Source organism: bacterium (assembly GCA_030652805.1).
In the GTDB taxonomy this organism is placed as follows: Bacteria; JAHJDO01; JAHJDO01; order JAHJDO01; family JAHJDO01; genus JAHJDO01.
This window is the reverse complement of the sequence record JAUSPT010000101.1, coordinates 1-21,018: the sequence shown is the minus strand read 5'-3', so window position 1 is coordinate 21,018 and position 21,018 is coordinate 1. Positions and strand designations below refer to the sequence as shown.

Sequence of the window (21,018 nt, the reverse complement as noted above, 5' to 3'; positions counted from 1 at the left end):
ACAAGGAGTTATCCACATTATGCACAGAATTAACAAAAAGAAAAAGTTTGATCAAAAAGAAAAAATTACTACTACTAATCTTAACAAAATAGGACATTTCTACTTTGGTAAGAATAGGACATTTCTATTTTGGCTTGACAGGTATTCTTGACAATATAGAATGGCAATGATAGAATCCCGTTGATAATACGTTAATTGAGTAGAGCAGAAAAGAATATTAAAATATGACTAAGGCTAAAAATGGCATAGGTCTGGATATTGGCAGCAATTCCGTTAAGGTTGTAGAGCTTGTAAAAACTCCTCAAGGAATAGAGCTTAAGAATGCAAATATTGTCAGTATAAAGGCGAAGGATGGAAGGGCAAAAGAGGAAAATATACTCTCAGCACTTACAGAGGCAATCGCTCCTTTCGAAAAACTTACAAAATCCCAGCTAGTAGTATCTATGCCTGGACGTTCTGTTATTGTCCGACATTTTAAGGTTCCATCCGTAGGAGCAAGTAGAATAAGGCAGATCATAAAGTATGAAGCTCAACAACAAGTTCCCTTCCCATTAGAAGAGGTTGTTTGGGACTATCAGATTTTAGAAGAAGATGATAAAGCAGCCCAAGAAATAAATATTGCTTTAGTTGCTGTAAAATCAGGGCTGATTAATGATCTTCTAGCCAGAATTTCAGGACTAGGAATAGCCGTGGATCTAATTGAAGCTACTTCATTTGCAGTATTCAATTGTGCCAAATTTAATAATGTATTAGATAACGGACCGATTGTACTAATAGATATAGGAGCAACATCAACGGATATTAGTGTTGCAAAGGGGAAACAACTGGTTTTTACTAGATCAATACATATTGCAGGAAATGATATTACTAAAGCAATTCAAAAGGAGCAGAGCATAGGGTTTGAAGATGCTGAAAAGGCAAAATTTAAAAAAGAAGACCTTAATGCAGCTGTATCTGTTTTGGAAACTTTGAGTGGTGAGATACATCGGTCAATTAGTTTTTATATGTCTCAGATGGATAGAAAATCAGAATTTAGAAAGGTTGTTTTAACTGGACAGACTTCTAATTTAAAAGAGATTGCAGAGTTTCTATCTAATAATCTCAAAATGGAAGTAGTCGGACTAAACCCTTTTTCAAATATTCTAATTAGTAATAAGAGAGTACTGAATATCGTTGATCAAAACTCCAATGCTTGGAGTGTTGCTATTGGATCTGCGTTAACAGCACTTGGTGAGTCTGATACAAAAGCAAACCTTCTTCCTCTAAAACTAATTACAGAGAAGAAACTTAAGAAGAAAAGAGTACCATTAATTATGTCAGCGGTTTTGCTAATATTAATCTTTATAACAGTGCATATATTTACACTCCAGAGTTATACGATTAAAGACTCCAAGCTTCAGAGGATAAATGATATATTGAAGAAATACGACTCTTTTATCCCGAGAATAAATGAGTTAAAGGAGGAGAGAACAAAGATAAAACAGAGATTAAGTGTTTCTAAGTCTGTAATTTTAAAAAGAGATTTGTGGGCTAGAACACTAATGGAAATAAGCAGACTTACCCCTTCTAGTATTGTTATTTCACAATTTTCTTCTACTGCAAAAGAGGGAGGTAGTACTCTGTCAGCAGTTGGAGTAGCCGACTCATACCCTGCTATAGATGATTTTATTTCTCGATTGAAATTTTCGCCGTATTTTGAAGGTGTTGAATTGATCAATTACAAAGAGACTAAGGAAAAGGGTGGGGCTGAGACGGTTGAGCTGGTTAAAGTCCAATTTGAGTTAAATCTTGTATTAAAGAAGGGATAGAAGATTGAGACGTGTCTCTGAAAAATATATACTGATAGGAATAGGTGTAATAACACTGGTTATTCTTGGTATGTTATATGTTACATTAGCTGGGCCTATAAGAAAAAAGGAGCATATTGTGGGGAGTCAATATACTTCCAAATCTTCCAAGCTGAGAAAGTATTTGTCTGGAAGTGAAGGGCCTCCATCTAAAAGGATTATCGAGGTATTGGAGGAAGGGAATAAGAGGTTAGAAAAAGAATATGAATTGGTAAAGAAGCAGCTGACTTTTGAGCAAAACGTTCAGATGCCAACATCAGGAAATCCTGCGCTTTTTTTCCAGCAGAGACTATTAACCGTAAGAGGAGAGATGCTTAAGCTCTCCAATAAATCAGGTGTAGAAATTCCTCCATCATTGGGATTCTCAGATGCAATGCCTGATGGGAAACAGGTTCCTGCTTTATTGAGGCAGCTTGGGGTTATGCAGGATATTCTTAAACTGGGTATCAATAGCAACTTACTCTCGATTAATAGCTTAACATTTGGTGAGATTTCCAATAAATCCTATTTTGAAGAAGTTCCTATAGAACTTACTGTAAATGGCAATCTTATGGCAATCACTCAGTTTTTATATAACGTGCAAAATGCTTCTGAATTATATGTTATAGAGAAAATCTCTATAACTTCAAAGGAAGCAAATATGCTTTCTCTTGATTTGTTGATAAATACAATTGTTTGGATTTAAAGATGTGGAGGAAAGAAGTGACAGTGCTGTTAATCCAAATTTTAGCTATTCTCAAAGACAATTTTGAAAGAGTAATTTTTTGGCTTATTCTGGTTGTTTTTCTCTTTCTTTCTGTCAGACTGGGCATGCAGTGGGGTCATAATGAAGAAATAGGCATGTCTTTGGAGGCTGAATTTGGGTTGGAACAAAGATATAATCCGGCTGTCTTGAATAAGGATATTCCAAAAGAGGAAACTTTAGGTGCGTCTGCTGGGCTTTTTACCAAAAAGCCTATTCTATACTATCGTGATTTTTATAAACGTAACGCCTTTTCTTCTGTGCCAGGGCTTAAGATTAAAGAAGAACTAGTAATGGAAAAGAAAGTGGAAAAGAAAATAAAACCAGCAACAAAATATGAGTATATCGGTGTTATTGATATTGGAGGACGGCTGGTTGCAACGATAAAGAATAAAAGTACAGGAGAAGAATTTTATGTGGGGAAAGGTGAACTTGTTGAAAACCTTAAAGTTCTTGACATAACAAAAACTTACATGCTACTATCCGACGAAGATAAGAAGAAGGACATAAGGATAGAAATTAATAAGTAGTTCTAGGAGGTTTAGCGATGAAGAAATACAGTTTAGGCATGGTTCTATTAGCTTTTTCTTTTCTGACTGTTCATTTTACATGTTCAAAAATATTTGATTTTTGTCCTCAGATCTCTTCAGCATTTTCCAGCCAAGTTGTTTATGCTGATACAGCTTTGTCAGAAAATGATCAGGGAAAAATAAAGGAATATTATAAGTTAGCCAGGCAGTATTATAAGAGAGGAGACTACGAAAGAGCAATTATCGAGTGTCAGAAGGTGCACGAGATTGACCAGTATAATGCAGGTGCTCACCGTCTTCTTAAGAAGGCGCAAGTTTGCATGCAAAGAAAAAGGAAGAAAGAATTAGAGGAACAGCGTAAAAAAGAAGAGCTGGTGAAAAGACAAGCTGAGAAGCAAAAGCAGAAGAAGCTGGATGAATTGTTTGATATTGCAAGGAGTCTGTATTCAGACGAGAAGTATAATGAGGCAATAGCTCAATGCGTGGCAATTCTCAAAATGGACTCAGATAATAAGTCTGCGCAGAAACTAATTACAAAATCAGAAGAGAGGACTCAAATTGCCAGGGAAAGGGAATTAGCTAACAAGGGAAAACTTGCTGAGCAGGCGCGTTTAGAAGCGCAGAAGCAGGCGGAGAAAGATCGTAAGCTTAAGGAAGAAGCCAGAGAGGAAAAGATAGACAGGTTAGTGAGAGAAGCCAAACAGCTATACAGCAACAAAGATTACAGTGGCGCAATGTCTGTTTCTAAAGAAGTGCTTCTGATAGATCCTGAAAATAATAAAGCGACAAAGATGATAGAGAAAATGCGGAGCGATAAAGCTCAGCTTATTGAGGAACAGAAAGAATTAGCACAGAAGAGAGCAGAGGAAATAAAGAGAGAGCAAATAGAATTACTCTTTAAGCAGGCTGACGAGAGTTACGGGGACAAGGATTACAAACAAGCTCTTACTATATACCAAAAAGTTCTCAGTATAGATTCCGGAAATAAAAAAGCTTTAAAGATGGCAGATAAAACAAGAGAAAAAATTGACGTTTCTGAACAGGAGGCAGCAGAGAAGACATCAAAACTTGCAAAACAAAAGGCAGAGGAGGATACAGAGAAAGAGGCGGATTTAATAGCGCTTCAGAAAAAGAAGATAGAAGAGCGCAGGCAGATTGAAAGGGAAGAATTAGAGAGTAAGATAGAAACACGTTACAGAAATGGCAAAAAATTATACCGTAATGACGAATATTCTGATGCAATTAAAGAATTCAATGCTGTTTTGAGTCTTGATTCTGCGCATGAAGGGGCAAAGGAATACTTAAAAGCCTCAGAGGAGTCGCTTAGAGAGCAGAATGAAAGGGAATCTGCTCAGCAGGCGAAGACTGCAAAAAAGCAGATAGAGAGAAAAGAAGTCTTAAAAAAGAGGGATATACAGGATAGGATTACGGATGCCAAGATAAAGGCAGACGCAGGAGAATATGATGAGGCAATTAAAATACTTGAAGAGATTCTTCCTGATGTTTTAGATGAAAATCTTCGCAGAAGTGTAGAGCTTCTAATATCAAAGGCCAGAACAGAGAAGACAATTAAGGAAGAGAATCTCAGCAGAAAGCGGCTTCAGACTATCTCTGATGAGCGAATGTTAGAGGTTACTAAAGCGCAGTTGCCACCAGCTGAAGTGAAGAGGAGAAAAGAATTAGAACGCAAGAAAGAAAGGGCAGGAGCAGCTATAGAATTAAAAGATAAGGCAAGCAGCATTAAGGTTCCGCTTGTAAAGTATACGGGCACGGATTTGAGAGATGTAGTACTGTTCTTAATAAAGCAGACAGGTATTAATATTGTTGTTGACGAGGCAATATTCTCTGGCGGAGCGTCTGCTCAGGCGGCTCCTGCAGCAGAACAGGCTGAGGGCTGGGCAGGAGAGGCAGCAGTTGCTCAGCCAACAGGTTCTGTAAATACGAAGGTAACATGTTTCCTGCAGGATATGACTCTCCTAAGTGTGCTTGAAGCAATACTAAGGCCTAAGGGCCTGGATTACAAGTTTACAAAGGAGTACATATGGATTTCTACCAATGCCAGGATTCTGACTCAGCCTCTTGAAGATTTGGAAACAAGAGTCTACCCCTTGGAGTATGGGTCTTCAATGAATATAAAACGTTTAACAGAGTCTGGTTTCAAGACTACGGCTGAGGAGCAAGCAACTGGATTGGGAGCAGCAGGGGAAGAGACTGGCGGAGTGGCTGGCGCAGTAAGCGGCGAAAGCATAAAAGCGCTTTTAGAAGCGCTTGTTCCTCAGCCAACAGGCGCCAGTATCACTGTGCAGAGTGAACTCAATAAGCTATTTGTTAAGAATACCCCTGAGAATCTGGATAAGACAGAGAAAATATTAGCTGAGCTCAGAACTCCTGTTCAGGTCTCTATAGAGGCAAGATATGTATATGTGAGATTGCAGGAAGGGGAGGACATAGGTATAGGTTTTAAAGACATTACAGGAACGTATAATAAAAATCAGGCAAAGCCTGAAACTGCTGTGAAAGGCGTACATGGAACATCTGGGACATTGCAAAAGACACATACTTTTACAGGAGATGTTCTTTCGGGCATTACAGGTCTTGGAACTACTGGACTAAACATGACATATGCAGCTGTTTTAAATAGAATACAATTCACATCTGTCTTAAGAGCGCTCCAGAGCAGAGCAGATACCAATACTCTTTCAGCTCCAAAGCTGACAGTGCTTAATAATAAGCCCGGAATTGTCAGATTTGTTGAGACAGTCACTTATGTGGATACCGTAACAAGCACTACTGCGGCTGCGACTACGACCTCGGCTGCGATTACAACCTATGATTATACGTTCACGGACAAGGATGTTGGTATGATACTGAATGTTACACCGCAGGTAAATGAAGCCACGAATTGTGTTACATTATACTTGCAGCCTGTGGTTAGTAATGTTGAGAGTTGGTCGACCCCTTATTATTCATCTTCTTCTGATACAACAGGATATCGTAAGCCAAATTTTTACAGCAAGGATATAGAGACATATGTAACTGTTCATGATGGCGATACAATTGTTCTTGGCGGGTTTATGGAAGATGCTAGCGGAAAGACTGTATATAAGGTGCCTTTTCTTTCGGATATTCCCCTACTGGGTAAATTGTTTCAGCACAAGGTAAAGAGCAATGACAAAAAGAAGCTTTTGATATTTGTAACAGTGAGCATATTGGATGCCAGCGGAAATGCGCGGATTACGCCGCAAGACACACTATAAGACTTAACTTAAATTCGAAGCACGAAATACGAAGCACGAAACAAATTCAAATTACCAAAATACAAATGCTCGAAACAATGTTTTGAATTTTGAAAATTGAGATTTCTAATTTGTTTCGGATTTTTCTTCAACGGAGTTCACTGAATATTTACTAGCAATGAGTCAGAAAAAGTCGTTATATCTTATAGATGGTAATTCGTATGCTTACAGATCCTTTTACGCTATAAGGGAACTGAAGACGAAGGAAGGGCTGCCGACAAATGCTGTGTATGGATTCACTGTAAGTCTTATGAAAATATTGCGCATGAAGAAACCGGATTATATTGGAGTAGTTTTTGATCTGCCGGAGCCTACTTTCAGGCACAAGGAATTTGCTTCTTATAAGGCGAATCGTCCTAAAACGCCGGATGATCTGATTATCCAGTTTCCGATACTTAAAGAGGTTATACGCTCTTTAAATATTCCTATCTTTGAGCTGGGAGGATATGAGGCGGATGATATTCTTGCTACCATTGCCAAAGAGGGAGAGAAGAATGGGTTTGATGTATTTGTTATGAGTCCCGATAAAGACCTTCTGCAGATTGCAACTGACAATATCGGGATTATACGCTCTGTTAAAGAAGGAGCTGTTTTTGATAGGAACAAAGTTCGTGAAAAATATGGTGTTGAGCCTGAAAAGCTTGTTGATATTGCGGCTCTTGGAGGGGACAGCTCTGATAATATTCCCGGAGTTATGGGGATTGGAGAAAAAACAGCGTCAAAACTAGTTAAACAGTTCGGTGACCTAGAAGGGGTTTTGAAAAACATAGATAAAATACCGAACGAAAGGATTAGAAAGAATTTGAGCCAGTTCTCTCATCAAGCAGAATTAAGTAAAAGATTGGTTTGTCTCAGGGTAGATGTTCCCATCAAAATATGCTGGGAGGATTGTGGTTCGAAAGTTTTTAGGGAAGATTTTGACAGGAGTAAAGTTAACAGGCTTTTTGCGGAATTGGGGTTTAATAAACTGATTTTGACGTAACTCACTCTGACCCTCTCTTGAGAAGAGAGGGAAACAAAAAAATAGTTTAGCAATTTTGAAATTAAAGATTCATTGAAAATTTAAAATTAACAATTAGAAATTATATGTTAAAGGTAGTTGGCTTAACCGGCGGGATTGCTTCGGGGAAAGATACAGTAGCTGTAATGTTTGCTGATCTTGGTGCAGAGATAATAGATGCAGACAAAATTGCAAATGATTTAATAAATGCTAGGATTAATAGGAATAATGTTCCTGCAAAGATAGTTGGCTTCTTTGGCAGGGATATTCTTAATAACTCTGGGAGGATTGATAAAAAAAGGTTAGCAGATATTGTTTTTAAGGATAGAAAGAAGCTTGAGTATCTTAATCGTATAATGCACCCGGAAATTATTAAGATTATAAAGGAAAAGATTGCTTCAGCTACGCCTCGCAATGACGAAGGAAATGTAACTATTATTAACGCGCCTCTTATTGTAGAAGCAGAAGCTACCTCGCTTGTTGATAAGTTAATAGTAGTTTCTGTAGGTATGGAGAATCAGATAGCAAGATTAAGAGCAAGATCATCTTTAACCAGAGAAGAAGCCTGCAGAAGAATAAATGCGCAGCTGTCAATAAAAGAAAAGGAGAGATTTTCCGATTTTATAATTGATAACAATAACGGATTAGAAGAAACAGAAAAACAAGTCAAAAAAATATGGAAGGAGTTATGCACATGAATAAACGTTTGGATGTTATAAAACTTAAAAGGATGGATGTTGATGAAATTCAGGGAATAGCCGAAGAACTTAAAATTAAAGATAACAGTGGCCTCCCTAAACAGGAACTGGTTTTAAAAGTTATTAGAGAACATGCAAAAAGAGACGGACATATTTACGGGGAAGGGGTTCTTGAGGTATTAAATGAAGGATTTGGGTTCTTGAGGTCCTCAGACTACAATTATCTTCCATGTCCTGATGATATTTATATCTCTCCATCGCAAATACGCCGTTTTAGCCTTCATACAGGCGATTTGATATTAGGAGAGATCAGACCTCCAAAGGAAGGCGAAAAATATTTTGCTTTACTTAAGATAGAAAAAGTAAATTCTGACGACCCGGAGACTGCAAGAAAAAAGATTAAATTTGATCGTCTCACCCCGATTTTTCCGCAGCCGAAAATTGTACTTGAGACAGATCCTGATGAAATATCTATGCGGGTCATGGATATTCTAGTTCCTATAGGAAAAGGGCAAAGAGGATTAATAGTATCTCCTCCAAGAGCAGGGAAGACCGTGCTTCTCAAAAAAATAGCAAACAGTATCTCAAGGAATCATCCGGAAGTGGTTTTAATAGTATTGTTAATAGATGAACGGCCGGAGGAAGTCACAGACATGCAGCGTTCTGTTAATGGAGAGGTAATAAGCTCGACTTTTGACGAACCTCCTGAGCGTCATGTGCAAGTGGCTGAAATGGTGATTGAAAAAGCAAAAAGATTAGTTGAGTGCAAAAAAGATGTAGTTATATTGCTTGACAGTATTACAAGACTTGCCAGAGCATATAATGTGCTGGTGCCGCATAGCGGGAAAATTCTCTCAGGAGGCGTGGATTCTAATGCTCTTCATAAACCAAAGCGGTTTTTTGCTGCTGCCAGAAAGATAGAAGAAGGGGGAAGCCTTTCAATAATAGCAACAGCGCTGATTGATACAGGTAGCAGGATGGATGATGTGATTTTTGAGGAATTTAAAGCAACGGGGAATATGGAAATCCATCTGGATCGGCGGCTTGTGGATAAGAGGGTTTTCCCTGCTATTGATATGGAACGTTCAGGAACAAGGAAAGAAGATCTCTTAATAGATCAAAAAGATCTGAGCAAGATTTGGTTATTGCGTAAGGTGTTGATTTCAATGAGTGTAACAGAAAGAATGGAATTCTTAATTGAGAAATTGAAGAAGACCAAAACAAATAGAAAGTTTATGGAAACCATGAATCAGGTTGAAGTATAAAACAGGATTAAGTATTAAGACGCTTCGCTCTAAGGATTAAGTCTATAATGCGTGGCGGTTTTTACTTAATTCTTACTACTTAATACTAAAAATTATGTATCGAAAATATGTAGTATTTTTTGCCATATTCTTAGTATATCTAATCTCTATATTTATAAGATTTCAGATACTTGACCACAGAGCAGAGGCTTATGGTTCTCTCCCTTTTTCTAATGAATCTGCTCCTCATTTTATATACACCAAAGTCATTGCTGAGACAGGTAGCCTGCCTGTTATAGACAATAAAATTCAATATCCAGAAAACATTAATATTCGAAAGAAAGTTTTTGTTTTTATGGAATATTTCTATGGATATCTGTATAGAATTTCAACATTTCTGGGTAAATTTCAACTAACTAGTTTTATAAGACACATCATTCCTTTACTTTTTTCATTGAGTATAATTGCAGTTTTTATATTGGCATATAATGTCTCTAAAAATCGGGTTGCAGCTTTAATTTCCTCAGCATATTATGGAGTAATGCTTCCTTCTGTGCTGGAAACTACAGGAGAAATTTTTCTCAAACAGACTTTTGCTTTACCGCTTATATTCCTTAATTTAAGTTTGCTGTTTTTTATTTCAAATCAGCCTAGATACAAAACAAGGCTGTTTTTATCAATTCTGGCTGGATTATTGCTTTATGTTGCTGTTATATCATGGGATCTTACCCAACTCTATTTGGGGATTTTATTTTGTTCAGTAGCGTTTTTAATTATATACAGTAAGAGCAGCTCAAATTATTTAGAATTTGTTTTTATAGGGCTTTTATTCATGATGTTTGCAGGTTTTACAAACATAAGGCTTAGAGAGATAGGATTTCTCTACAGTCATGTGATGTTTTTTGGATATTCTATAGTTGCAATTGCCGTCCTGAAAGCTTTCCTGATGAAATTGAAGAGATTAAATGGATTAAAAACATTATTATTGCTTCTTGGCGTATTTGCTTTTTTAGAGGTTATTAATTCTTTTGTGCTAAAAAATCAGTTTGGTACATACTCTCATATAACATCTCTATTTCTCTACAAACTCAGATTCTTGGGAGTAAAACCAGCTAATCCAGCTCTTTTGCCTTTTGATGTAAATTTTATGTGGTTACCTGCTGATATTACACCTTCGCTTATAGAGATAGTAACTTTTTTTAGCTCAACTCTTTTTATTGCGCTAGTAGCAGTTGTTTTGTTTTGTAAAGAATGTTGTAAGGGAAGGTCGACAAAAGAGGATATCCTTTTTGTATGTTTAACGTTTCTTTTTCTGATTCTGTATCTTCTTTTTGCAAGGATGAGAGTCTTTCTAATCTTCTTCTTATGTTGTTCTATCTCCCTTATATATAAGTGCATACCCCAAAAATCCGAAATCCGAAATCCGAAATCCGAAACTCAAATGCCCGAATTTAAATCAAAGATAGTTAATCTGGTTACGGCTTTACTTCTAATGTTCCTGCCTTTTGAATATATAAAGACAGCTCATATTTGCAAAAAACTTGGATTTATTGAACATCCTTCATCCCTAATGGATGTATGCAAATGGCTTAAAAAGAACACTCCTGAAGATAGTCCTATTGCAACAAACTTTTCAGTAGCAGGATTTATAAGGTTGTATGCAGACAGACCTGTATTAATTCATGCAAAAGTAGAGTCGGATGATATAAGAAATAAAATAAAGAATTATATGTACTCAATGTTTTCAAGAGATGAAACTGAGTTGTGGAGATTCTGTCAGGGTAGGGACACAAATTATCTTGTTTATACAATGGGGACTTATATTACTAGAGGAGTGTATTCATGGAGGTATATAACGGGCAATTTAAGATTTGATGAAGCAACAACTGCTTTTAAACTTGAATTCAAACCTGAAGAACTGAAAAAGTTCGAATTAAAGTATAAGAATAGGTATTATAAAGTTTATAAGATATTCTCAAGAGAGGAGATTGAAGAGGAAGACAAAATAAGAAAAGCTATTGAAAAATTTCTTGCAAGGTCTTCTAAATTGTGATATAAAACCCCGAGAAATAACCCGGCAAATAGAAAAGAGTGGGTAATACGTTTCCCCACTCTTTGTTATTAATAGAGGATTATCATGAATAAAGAGATTTCCGAAATTATAACAACGCTTTGTAAAGAGAAAAATATAAAAAAAGAGATTCTTGTAGAGGCTGTCGAGACAGCTTTATTATCAGCTGCGCAAAAAAAATTGGGAGCCTCCATAGACCTTAAGGTGTCTATTGGTGAAGATAGGAAAGAAATTTGTGTGTTCTTAAGAAAAAAAGTTGTACGTGATGTAGTAGATCCACATAAGGAAATTGGTATTAAAGAGGCGAAAAAAATAAATAAGAATTTGGAAGTCGGCAGCATATATGTCGAGGAGATAACGCCTCATGATTTTGGCAGAATAGCCGCTCAGACCGCAAAGCAGGTAATAATGCAAAAGATAAGAGATGTAGAAAACGACAATCTGTATGAAAAATTTAGAGAAAGACAAGGCACTTTAATCAATGGAGTTGTGTATAGATTTGATTATGGAGATGTGATAATTGACCTCGGCGATGCTGAAGCTCGGATGCCGTATAGGGAGCGTTTACTGAATGAGAGATACAAACAGGGTGATAGAATACGCGCCTATATTTTAGAAGTCGCAGATTCTGGTAGTAAGGTTAAGATAATTGTTTCCAGAACACATCCAGAGTTTGTAAGACGATTGCTTGAGTTAGAGGTTCCCGAAATTGCTCAAAATATAGTTGAAATAAAAGCTATTGCTAGAGAAGCAGGAGATAGAACAAAAATAGCTGTTTGCAGCAACAAAGAAAATGTTGATTGTGTCGGAGCGTGTGTCGGGATAAAAGGCACCAGGATAAAGGCAGTTATTGAGGAACTTGCTGGTGAGAGGATTGACGTTATTGAATGGGATAAAGATCTTAAAACCTTTATTAGAAAAGCATTAGCCCCAGCTGAAATAAAAAGTGTAAAATTGGATGAGGCAAACAAAGCAGCGACTGTATTAGTTGACCCGGATCAACTTGCTATTGCAATTGGCAAAAAAGGGCAGAATGTAAAGTTAACGTCACGGTTGGTTGATTGCAGGATTGATATAGTTGCTGATGAAAAGAAAGAGGAAAGAGACAAAATTAATATACCGGGCATTGGTAAGGGAATAATAGGTATTTTAGAAAATCATGGATATGATACAATGAACAAGATTAGTAAGATATCAGTAAAGGATTTACTTAAATTGCCTGGTATTGGAATAAAAACAGCTGCAAAGATAAAAATGCTTAAATAAACTTAGGCTTATGAGAAAATGAAAGTACACAAATTAGCAAAAAAAGTTGGTTTGCCAAGTAAAGAGGTCATAAAAGAACTGAAAAAGTTGGGGGTTAGTATAAAAACCCATATGAGTGATATAGAGGATGACGCATGTAACCTTTTTATTGAGATGTTAAGAGAAGAAGGGAAGCTAAAAGAACAAAAGACCGTAAAGAAAGGGAAATCTTCGTTGGATGACTCGTCGGATGGTCTTTTAATACCTTCGGATATCACTGTTGGACAGCTCGCAACAATGATTAATGTAAATGCAACTGCATTAATTAAGAAGTTAATCGAAAGAGGCATTTTTGCTAATGTTAATCAGATGCTCAAGCCTGAACTTGCTGTTGAAGTTGCTATAGAGCTAGGTTACGATCCTGATCTAATTAGAGTTGCTGATGAAAAAGATGTTGTTGTCAGGACAAAAATAAAAACTAAGGGATCCGTCTCAAGAGCTCCTATTGTAACAGTAATGGGTCATGTGGACCACGGGAAAACATGTCTCTTAGATGCCATTAGACATGCAGATGTTGCTGGTAGTGAAAAAGGAAGCATTACACAGCATATAGGGGCATACAAACTAAATGTTAACAAAAGAGATGTCGTTTTTATTGACACCCCTGGACACGAAGCATTTACATCTATGAGAGCTAGAGGCGCACATGTTACAGATATAGTAGTATTAGTTGTGGCAGCAGACGATGGTATTATGCCGCAAACAATAGAGGCCATTAATCATGCAAAGGCGGCTAATGTGCCAATTGTAGTAGCAATTAATAAGATTGATAAGTCAGATGCGGATGTAGAGCGAGTGAAACAGCAATTGTCAGAGCAAGACTTGACCCCTGAAGAATGGGGAGGGAAAACTGTATGTGTGGAAGTATCAGCTATTAAGAAGCAGGGATTGGATAATTTATTGGAAATGCTGCTCCTTGAGACTGACATGCTGGAGCTGACTGTAGACACCTCTACTCCTGCAAAGGGTACAGTCATAGAATCCAGAATAGATAAAGGTAAAGGGCATGTAGCTACAGTTATTATACAAGAGGGAACTTTACGAATGGGAGATGCTTTTATTTCCGGGATGTGTTGCGGGAAGGTGAGAGCTTTAATAAATGATAAAGGCAAAAGAGTATATGAAGCAGGTCCGTCTACTCCTGTAGAAATACTTGGATTTTCAGAAGCTCCAGAAATAGGTGAAGGGTTTTTAGCAGTAGAGTCTGAAAAAGTTGCCAAAGAAATGAGTTCAAGATTAGAATCGGGAAAACATGTTAAAGGAGGAAACACTGCTAATTTTAATATCAAAGATGATAAGACAAAAGTAATTTATCTTATCATTAAAGGGGATGTTAGAGGGTCTATTGAGCCATTATGTAACTCATTAGAGGTCCTGAGCCTAGAAAAAGTCAAGGTAAATATTATTCATAGCGGAATCGGAAATATTAACGAATCGGATGTCTTACTGGCATCTTCTTCTGGCGCAATAATACTGGGTTTTGGCGTTCATGCAGAATCAGGAGCATTAGATATTGCAGAAAGAAATGATGTATCTATAAGATATTATAGTATTATATATGAAGCTGTTGATAATATTAAAAAACTGGTTGAAGGGTTGATTGAGCCTGAATATAAAAAAGTTTTAATAGGAAAAGCAGAAGTGCGTCAGATTTTTAAGATTTCAAAAACTACGTTAATTTGTGGGTCGTATGTTTTAGAAGGGAAGATCAGGAGAGATTGCGTAGCTACTTTAACAAGAGAAGGCAAACCTGTTTATCAAGGCAAAATATCTTCTTTGCGTAGATTTAAGAATGATGCAAAAGAAGTTAAAGCAGAGCTCGAATGTGGAATTGGGCTAGACAACTGCAAAGATGTCCAAGAAGGGGATATCATAGAAGCGCATGTCATGGAAAAGGAAAAGCTGAAATAATATAGAATTGGCTGAATTATTGTGTCAAAACGACGAACAGATCGAATAAATCAATCCTTAAAAAGAGAAATTAGTAAGATATTGCTTACAGATATGAATGATATAGCTGTAAAATTTGTTACAATCAATAGGGTTGAGGTAAGTTCTGATCTGCACTATGCTAAAGTTTATCTAATTCCTCCGGGTGAGGGCTCAGATAAAAACAGGATTATGAGACATATCCGGCAAGCTAGTGGATTTATCAGGACTCGTATTGCCCATAGCATGGATCTAAGGGTTACTCCAGAGTTTCACTTTATATATGATAAGGCTTTTGAAGATGGAATGCGTGTTCTGAAGAAGATAGATGAAATTTCTAATCAAAAATGAGAAGATTATAAACAGGATTATCAGGCAAATAGCCTGCCACAAAAGATTTCTTATTACCACTCATGTCTATCCTGACGGAGACGCAATTGGTTCCCAAATAGCTTTATACCTGCTTTTAAAGAGAATGGGAAAAGACGTTGAGCTAATTAATTCATTTCCCTTGCCAGCAAGATATAAGTTTCTGCCTAACAGCGGGTTAATTAAGCATAATGTAACTCTGCCGTATAGTGAACTAGCGTTTGTATTAGATGTTGGAAGCAAAGGTAGACTGGGGAATATGAGAGACCATATAAATAATATAAAAACAGTAATAAATATAGATCATCATCTGAGTAATGATTGTTTTGGCATTATAAACTGGATAGATCCTCATATGAGTTCAGTTGGGGAACAAATTTTTCATCTTTATAAGTATATGAAATTGGAGATAAGGAAACCTGAGGCGATTTGTTTATATACAGCTATTGTGACTGATACAGGGTCATTTCAGTATTCTAATACCAGCGCTGAGACGCATTTGGCAGTTTCTGAACTTCTGCAAACAGGCATTGATCATACTAAAATATGCAATCAAATATATCAGAACATTCCTGTAAGTAAGCTTAAATTATTGCAGCTTGCGTTAGAGACATTGAGTTTTGACGCTAAAGGAAAGATAGGTTATATGTTTATTACATCTGATATGTATACAAAGGCATGTGCAAGAGAAGAGGATAGTGAGGAAATAGTTGAGTATGCGCGCAATGTAGAAGGAGTTGAGGTAGGGATTCTCTTCAAACAACATTCTCAGGGAAATATAAAGATAAGCTTTCGCTCAAAAAGCAAGATAAATGTCAGCAAAATTGCATCGAAATTCGGAGGAGGCGGACACCACAATGCAGCTGCATGTACGATTAATGGGGAATTAAGCAGTGTATTAAAAAATGTTGTAAGAACTGCAGTGTTAGAATTGAGAGTTTAATACTATGGACGACAGATCACAGACGACAGACCGCAGTGAAAGACTATGGTCTATGGTCTATGGTCCATGGTCTGGTAGATATTGGCACGATTTTTTTTATAGAAATATAGTGTCTGATAATAGAAGACATAGCTTACTAAAACTATGTCTCTTCTTTATTTCATTTTTAGTGATTATTGGCCAGAGTATGCTGCTTTTTATGTATTCCATGAATCTTCTAAAGAAAAGGAAACTCTCCTCAAAAGTTATAAGTATTGGAGGCATAACATTGGGAGGAGTTGGTAAAACTCCTGTTGTAGAACTTCTAGTGAATATGCTTATTAAAAAAGGGAAAAAAGTTGCAGTATTGAGCAGAGGATACAGAAGAGTCGGAGAGAGTGATATAAAACTTGTTTCTAATGGAAAAGAGATTTTGTGTAATGTAGAAAAAGCAGGAGATGAGCCATATCTTTTAGCAAAGAACCTGAAAAGCACAGTTGTTTTTGTTGGCAAGAATAGATATGAAACAGGAAAAATCGCAGAAGAAAAGTTCAACGTAGATATAGTAGTTTTAGATGACGGCTTCCAACATTGGCGCTTACATAGAGATATAAATATAGTAGTTATAAATGCTTCCAGTCCTTTTGGTAATGGATATGTTTTCCCAAGGGGAAATTTACGTGAGCCATATAAGTGTTTAAAAAGAGCAGATTGCTTTATAATAACAAAAATTGATATGATTAAGGATACAGAGATAATTAAGAAAAGGCTTCTTGATATTAACAGCTCAGCACAAGTCATAACCACTATTCATAAGCCTGTATGTTTTAAAAGTATTGCTGGAGAAGAGCAGCTGGATATTGAATGTATAAAGGGGGAAAAGGTAATAGCGCTTTCAAGCCTTGGAGATCCAGTATCTTTTGAGAACACATTGGAACATGTTGGAGCCAAAATAGTAGAAAAGCTTAGGTATCCTGACCATTATTGGTACGCAAAAAAGGATATAGATAACATACAGGCGAGGCAAAAAGCGCTTAATGTAAAATTTATCATTACTACGCAAAAAGACGCAGTAAGGTTGCAAAGGTTGAATATTAAGAATCTTGAAATACTGGTTCTCAGAATTGAAGTAGGGATTATTTCAGGAATAGATAGATTAAAAAAGTTGATTAATGCAATATAAACCTAAACTTCTAAGAATAATAACATGGCTGCCAGTCGGTGGAATAGAGAAAAGGCTGGTTAGAGTACTTTCTTTATTAAGGGATAAATATGATATAACGGTCTGCTGTATTCGGGATAAACAGGGAGCTTATGAGAATGATCTGGGAGCTCTTGGGATAAGAGTTGTTAAAATACGTATGAGGAGTAGATTGGACCCTGTGGGATTGTACAGGTTATACAAATTTATGAAGAATGAGAAATTTGATATAGTTCATACTCATATGTATCGGTCAAACACACCTGGCCGCATTGCTGCAAAATTTGCAGGCATACCAGTGATTATTGCTAATCTTCACAACATAGATACATGGAAAACAAGAAAACACTTTCTGATTGACAGGGTGCTTTCAAGGTGCACAGACAAAATAATAGCTGTTTCAGATTCTGTAAGAGAATTTAACATTAAAAATTCAGGAATTTATCCAAATAAGTTTGTAACAATATATAATGGCATAGATATTGAAGAGTTTAATAAAGACTTTGACTATCAGGCTAAGAGAGAGGAGATTGGCGTTGGGGAAGATGAGCTGTTAGTTGGGATTTTTGCACGTCTTTATCCTCAAAAAGGGCATAAGTATTTTTTAGAAGCTGCATCTAAAATCAATGGGATTATTGATAATGTAAAATTCATGATTGTTGGAGAAGGACCGTTAGAATCCGAGCTCAAGGAACAGGCAATGCGGCTGGGGATAAGAGGCAGGGTAATCTTTACAGGACTTAGGCATGATATCCCTGAGCTGCTTCATATCATAGATGTTTCTGTGCTTTCCTCTTTCGTAGAAGGGTTTTCAAACGTTATATTAGAATCAATGGCAGCAGGGAAACCTGTTGTAGCAACAGATGTTGGTGGGAATAGGGAAGCAGTGATTGATGCGGAAACTGGTTTTATCATTCCTCCGGCAAACAGTGATAAACTGGCAAATGCTATTATAAAAATTTTAGATAATAAGCAATTAAGAATTGATATGGGAAGAAAAGCCAGAGAGCATGTAGCAAAGTTCAGTATTCAAGAAATGGCCTGCCAAACAGATGTTCTTTATAAAACGTGTCTGTCAAAAAATAAATAATTCTTATATCCAATTACTATCTACCTGTTCCCAGAACTCTATGTCTTTCACAAGTGAGTCAGTAGCATTATTGTTATTCAAGACAAATGTTGCATTTTCTCCTAAATCCTCGAGAATTATATATTCCTTAAGCAATTGTCCAGTGCTGAGTTCCTTTTTATTAACAAAGATGCCTGTGATTATAACAGTGATTACCAAAACAAGCATAGGTACTGCTAACTTTAACTGTAGAGAGATTTTTGTATTAAATGCTGTGTTAGGAATATGAACAGATGCAAATTTCTCTGGTGATAATTTTTTATGTTTTACCTTGTTCCATTTCTCCATTAGATCTTCTTTATACTCCTTCCAAAAACCCTCAGCAGGTTTTTTAATCTCTTTATTGGAAAGTACTCTTATCAGGTTTTGGGTATCCTCATATTTTCTTTGGCATTTTGAACAGGTTAATAGATGGTTTCTGACTTTATTAGCCTTTTCCCCAGATAGTTCGTTGTAACAGTATTCCAAAAGCTTTTTCCTTATCATCCAGCATTTAAGCATATGTAACACCTCCTCTTTTTCATAAGAACAGTCTTAACTTTTTTTGTATTTTTCTGCAAGCTCTGTGAAGGTGGCTTTTTACAGTACCTTCACTACAACCAAGTGTTTTAGCTATATCTTTTATTAATAAACCATCGAAGTTTTTTAATACAAATACAGCTTTTTGTTTCAAAGATAATTTGGATATTGCATTATTTAATCTTTCATTCAGTTCTGATTCTACTGCTTTATCTCTAGGATTATTGTCCATGCTCTTTGGCATGAGCACAGTTTCAATGTTTCTGTTTGGGGCATCTTCATTATCTTTATCCCAAAAGATGAATTTAAAACGTAATTTTTGCCTGTAATAATCATTACAGAGGTTTATAACGATTCTGTAAAGCCACGTTTTAAAAGATGATTTTTCGTTAAATGTTCCCAATGAGCGAAATACTCGCAAAAAAGTTTCCTGAGATATATCCTTTGCATCTTCGCTGTTTCCAGTAAGGGCGTATGCCATACTATAGGTTTTTTTCATATATTTCTCTATTAGTTGAGCAAAGGCAGACTCTTTGCCTGCCTTTGCTTCTTTTATTGTTTGGCTATCTTCACAGACCATATAATCAGGGTTTACTTATGCTCAGATTCTTCTTCCAGCTTTTCAATATTTTTCTCTATATTGTTTTTCAGCTGTTTTAATTTGTCTATTTCCTTACGAAAAGCTTCAGGATCTGTATGTTTTAATTCCTTTAGTCTTTTCGTCCTTGCGTTTTGAAATTTATTCTGAAGCTGTGCGAATTTTTCAGGGTCATGTTCTTTGAGATAGGCAAGTTTCTCTTTAAGCTTTGCTCTTCGTTTTTTCATTAGCTGTTGAAATTTTTCGGGATTTTCTTCTCTTAGTTTTTTGAGTTGCTCAATTTCTCTTTTTGTGGTCATGGGAACTCTGCCCTTCTCAAAAGTGCCCCTGTCGTATCTTTTTGCTTGTGGCATACGGGATTTTCTTTTAGAAGGATGCTCTGCTCTTGTAGCATTGGATTTTGTAATTTTGGCGAGTTCCCTATAGATAAAGATGCCCTGAAAATTCAACCCAGCCAGTAAGACAAAACCTATTGTTATTAGAATAATATACTTTTTTGCCATGATCATTTTCCTCCTTTTAATACTTGATTCGCATTTTTTTAATTCTAGGACTTCTACTTCTTCATCCCTCCTTTCCGCCCTGAGATTTTCTATTTATTATATTAGACGAGAAAAAAGAGGAAAAGTTTACATTAGAAATTTTTCAGGAAAGAATTTCCCGGATCTTTCTTAAATCTGCCGGAGTATCAATACTCATTGAGTCGAATTCTGTTTCCGCCATTTTTATTCTATAACCATGTTCAAGAACTCTAAGCTGTTCAAGTTTTTCAATCTTTTCAAGATAGGTTTGAGGCATTTTGGCATACTTTAATAAGAAATGTTTTCTGTAGGCGTATATTCCTAAGTGTTTATAGAATATGTCCGTTGTCCCAAGAATTAGTTTAGTGTTTAGATTCTTCAATTTATCCCTTGAAAATGGGATAGGGGAGTGAGAAAAGTACAGTGCAAAATTGTTTTTATCTACCACTACTTTATTTATGCCTGAATCCATCAATTCATTAATATTAGATATTTTAGTCATTAAACTTGCCATAACGACATGTACGTCACACAATATCGTTTTTATAAGCTTTTTAATAGCTTTTGGATTTACTAAAGGCTCATCTCCCTGCACATTGATGATAATGTCATCTTCTCTAATATCAGGCATTTTCTTGATTATCCATGCAATTCTGTCAGTGCCGGATTTGCAGCTTTTTGGAGACATCTCAGCATTAGCTCCGAATTTTTGCGCTACTCTTAGTATCCGTTTGTCATCTGTAGCTATGATTGTCTCCTGAATAAATTTGACATTGGATACTATTTCATAAACATGTTGTATCATAGGCTTCCCACAAATATCCTTGAGTACTTTTCCTGGAAGTCTGGTAGAGGCATATCTTGCAGGAATAATAGCAATTATTTTAGGCTTATGACTCTTCATAACAGTATATGCTATCATTATGCACTGGTTTTGGCAAGCAGGAAAAGCATTGCTGTCAAGCCAAAATAGAAATGTCCTATTCTTACCAAAGTAGAAATGTCCTATTTTGTTAAGATTAGTAGTAGTAATTTTTTCTTTTTGATCAAACTTTTTCTTTTTGTTAATTCTGTGCATAATGTGGATAACTCCTTGT

18 protein-coding genes are annotated in these 21,018 nt (G+C 36.3%); 14 read left to right on the top strand and 4 right to left on the bottom strand.

Features of this window, described 5'->3' with window-relative positions:
• The first annotated feature begins 224 nt into the window (after positions 1-224).
• The 14 genes from pilM to Q7J67_10045 all read left to right on the top strand — a co-directional run bounded on the left by pilM (position 225) and on the right by Q7J67_10045 (position 18,244).
• Entirely contained in the window at positions 225-1,808 is a 1,584-nt protein-coding gene (pilM, locus tag Q7J67_10110; protein ID MDO9465632.1) for a type IV pilus assembly protein PilM, read from the top strand.
• Positions 1,809-1,812: 4 nt separating this feature from the next.
• Entirely contained in the window at positions 1,813-2,532 is a 720-nt protein-coding gene (locus tag Q7J67_10105) for an Amuc_1100 family pilus-like protein (protein ID MDO9465631.1), read from the top strand.
• A gap of 17 nt (positions 2,533-2,549) precedes the next feature.
• The gene (locus Q7J67_10100) at positions 2,550-3,119 is read left to right on the top strand and encodes a hypothetical protein (protein MDO9465630.1); all 570 of its coding nucleotides are present in this window, start codon (positions 2,550-2,552) and stop codon (positions 3,117-3,119) included.
• Between the two features lie 17 nt (positions 3,120-3,136).
• On the top strand, positions 3,137-6,376 hold the full coding sequence (locus Q7J67_10095) for a hypothetical protein (protein MDO9465629.1): 3,240 nt from the start codon (positions 3,137-3,139) through the stop codon (positions 6,374-6,376).
• A 157-nt stretch (positions 6,377-6,533) separates the two neighbouring features.
• Positions 6,534-7,397 (top strand): 5'-3' exonuclease H3TH domain-containing protein, encoded by an 864-nt coding sequence (locus tag Q7J67_10090; GenBank protein ID MDO9465628.1) that lies wholly within the window; start codon positions 6,534-6,536, stop codon positions 7,395-7,397.
• A 104-nt stretch (positions 7,398-7,501) separates the two neighbouring features.
• Positions 7,502-8,113, top strand: coding sequence for a dephospho-CoA kinase (gene coaE / locus Q7J67_10085; protein MDO9465627.1), 612 nt, complete (start codon positions 7,502-7,504; stop codon positions 8,111-8,113).
• Between the two features lie 8 nt (positions 8,114-8,121).
• Positions 8,122-9,378 carry a transcription termination factor Rho gene (gene rho / locus Q7J67_10080; GenBank protein MDO9465626.1) on the top strand — a complete coding sequence of 419 codons (1,257 nt, stop codon included), beginning with the start codon at positions 8,122-8,124 and terminating at the stop codon, positions 9,376-9,378.
• A 94-nt stretch (positions 9,379-9,472) separates the two neighbouring features.
• Positions 9,473-11,410, top strand: a complete 1,938-nt coding sequence (locus Q7J67_10075) for a hypothetical protein (protein MDO9465625.1) — start codon at positions 9,473-9,475, stop codon at positions 11,408-11,410.
• Between the two features lie 84 nt (positions 11,411-11,494).
• Positions 11,495-12,694 carry a transcription termination factor NusA gene (gene nusA / locus Q7J67_10070; GenBank protein ID MDO9465624.1) on the top strand — a complete coding sequence of 400 codons (1,200 nt, stop codon included), beginning with the start codon at positions 11,495-11,497 and terminating at the stop codon, positions 12,692-12,694.
• 18 nt (positions 12,695-12,712) lie between these two features.
• Positions 12,713-14,644 (top strand): translation initiation factor IF-2, encoded by a 1,932-nt coding sequence (gene infB, locus Q7J67_10065; GenBank protein ID MDO9465623.1) that lies wholly within the window; start codon positions 12,713-12,715, stop codon positions 14,642-14,644.
• A 21-nt stretch (positions 14,645-14,665) separates the two neighbouring features.
• Positions 14,666-15,013 carry a 30S ribosome-binding factor RbfA gene (gene rbfA / locus Q7J67_10060; protein ID MDO9465622.1) on the top strand — a complete coding sequence of 116 codons (348 nt, stop codon included), beginning with the start codon at positions 14,666-14,668 and terminating at the stop codon, positions 15,011-15,013.
• Entirely contained in the window at positions 14,991-15,974 is a 984-nt protein-coding gene (locus tag Q7J67_10055) for a bifunctional oligoribonuclease/PAP phosphatase NrnA (protein ID MDO9465621.1), read from the top strand. Before rbfA ends, Q7J67_10055 begins: the two co-directional genes overlap by 23 nt.
• 4 nt (positions 15,975-15,978) lie before the next feature.
• Positions 15,979-17,136: a tetraacyldisaccharide 4'-kinase gene (gene lpxK / locus Q7J67_10050; protein MDO9465620.1), complete on the top strand. Its 1,158-nt coding sequence runs from the start codon at positions 15,979-15,981 to the stop codon at positions 17,134-17,136.
• Positions 17,126-18,244, top strand: coding sequence for a glycosyltransferase (locus Q7J67_10045; protein ID MDO9465619.1), 1,119 nt, complete (start codon positions 17,126-17,128; stop codon positions 18,242-18,244). The genes lpxK and Q7J67_10045 overlap by 11 nt, the downstream gene beginning before the upstream one ends.
• A gap of 3 nt (positions 18,245-18,247) precedes the next feature.
• Here the strand turns inward: Q7J67_10045 and Q7J67_10040 are convergent, their stop codons facing one another.
• The 4 genes from Q7J67_10040 to kdsB form a co-directional block, all read right to left on the bottom strand.
• Complete coding sequence (locus Q7J67_10040; GenBank protein ID MDO9465618.1) at positions 18,248-18,784, bottom strand: zf-HC2 domain-containing protein; 537 nt, start codon at positions 18,782-18,784, stop codon at positions 18,248-18,250.
• A gap of 19 nt (positions 18,785-18,803) precedes the next feature.
• Positions 18,804-19,382 carry an RNA polymerase sigma factor gene (locus Q7J67_10035; GenBank protein ID MDO9465617.1) on the bottom strand — a complete coding sequence of 193 codons (579 nt, stop codon included), beginning with the start codon at positions 19,380-19,382 and terminating at the stop codon, positions 18,804-18,806.
• Between the two features lie 11 nt (positions 19,383-19,393).
• Positions 19,394-19,903, bottom strand: a complete 510-nt coding sequence (locus Q7J67_10030) for a hypothetical protein (GenBank protein MDO9465616.1) — start codon at positions 19,901-19,903, stop codon at positions 19,394-19,396.
• 142 nt (positions 19,904-20,045) lie between these two features.
• Positions 20,046-21,018: 3-deoxy-manno-octulosonate cytidylyltransferase (gene kdsB / locus Q7J67_10025; GenBank protein ID MDO9465615.1), on the bottom strand; the 973-nt coding region annotated here is incomplete at its 5' end.

Coding starts and splice junctions, on each gene's coding strand:
- pilM (MDO9465632.1), top strand. CDS start 225: ATGACTAAGGCTAAAAATGGCATAGGTCTGGATATTGGCAGCAATTCC.
- Q7J67_10095 (MDO9465629.1), top strand. CDS start 3,137: ATGAAGAAATACAGTTTAGGCATGGTTCTATTAGCTTTTTCTTTTCTG.
- Q7J67_10090 (MDO9465628.1), top strand. CDS start 6,534: ATGAGTCAGAAAAAGTCGTTATATCTTATAGATGGTAATTCGTATGCT.
- coaE (MDO9465627.1), top strand. CDS start 7,502: ATGTTAAAGGTAGTTGGCTTAACCGGCGGGATTGCTTCGGGGAAAGAT.
- Q7J67_10075 (MDO9465625.1), top strand. CDS start 9,473: ATGTATCGAAAATATGTAGTATTTTTTGCCATATTCTTAGTATATCTA.
- nusA (MDO9465624.1), top strand. CDS start 11,495: ATGAATAAAGAGATTTCCGAAATTATAACAACGCTTTGTAAAGAGAAA.
- infB (MDO9465623.1), top strand. CDS start 12,713: ATGAAAGTACACAAATTAGCAAAAAAAGTTGGTTTGCCAAGTAAAGAG.
- Q7J67_10055 (MDO9465621.1), top strand. CDS start 14,991: ATGAAATTTCTAATCAAAAATGAGAAGATTATAAACAGGATTATCAGG.
- lpxK (MDO9465620.1), top strand. CDS start 15,979: ATGGACGACAGATCACAGACGACAGACCGCAGTGAAAGACTATGGTCT.
- Q7J67_10045 (MDO9465619.1), top strand. CDS start 17,126: ATGCAATATAAACCTAAACTTCTAAGAATAATAACATGGCTGCCAGTC.
- Q7J67_10040 (MDO9465618.1), bottom strand. CDS start 18,784: ATGCTTAAATGCTGGATGATAAGGAAAAAGCTTTTGGAATACTGTTAC.
- Q7J67_10035 (MDO9465617.1), bottom strand. CDS start 19,382: ATGGTCTGTGAAGATAGCCAAACAATAAAAGAAGCAAAGGCAGGCAAA.
- Q7J67_10030 (MDO9465616.1), bottom strand. CDS start 19,903: ATGGCAAAAAAGTATATTATTCTAATAACAATAGGTTTTGTCTTACTG.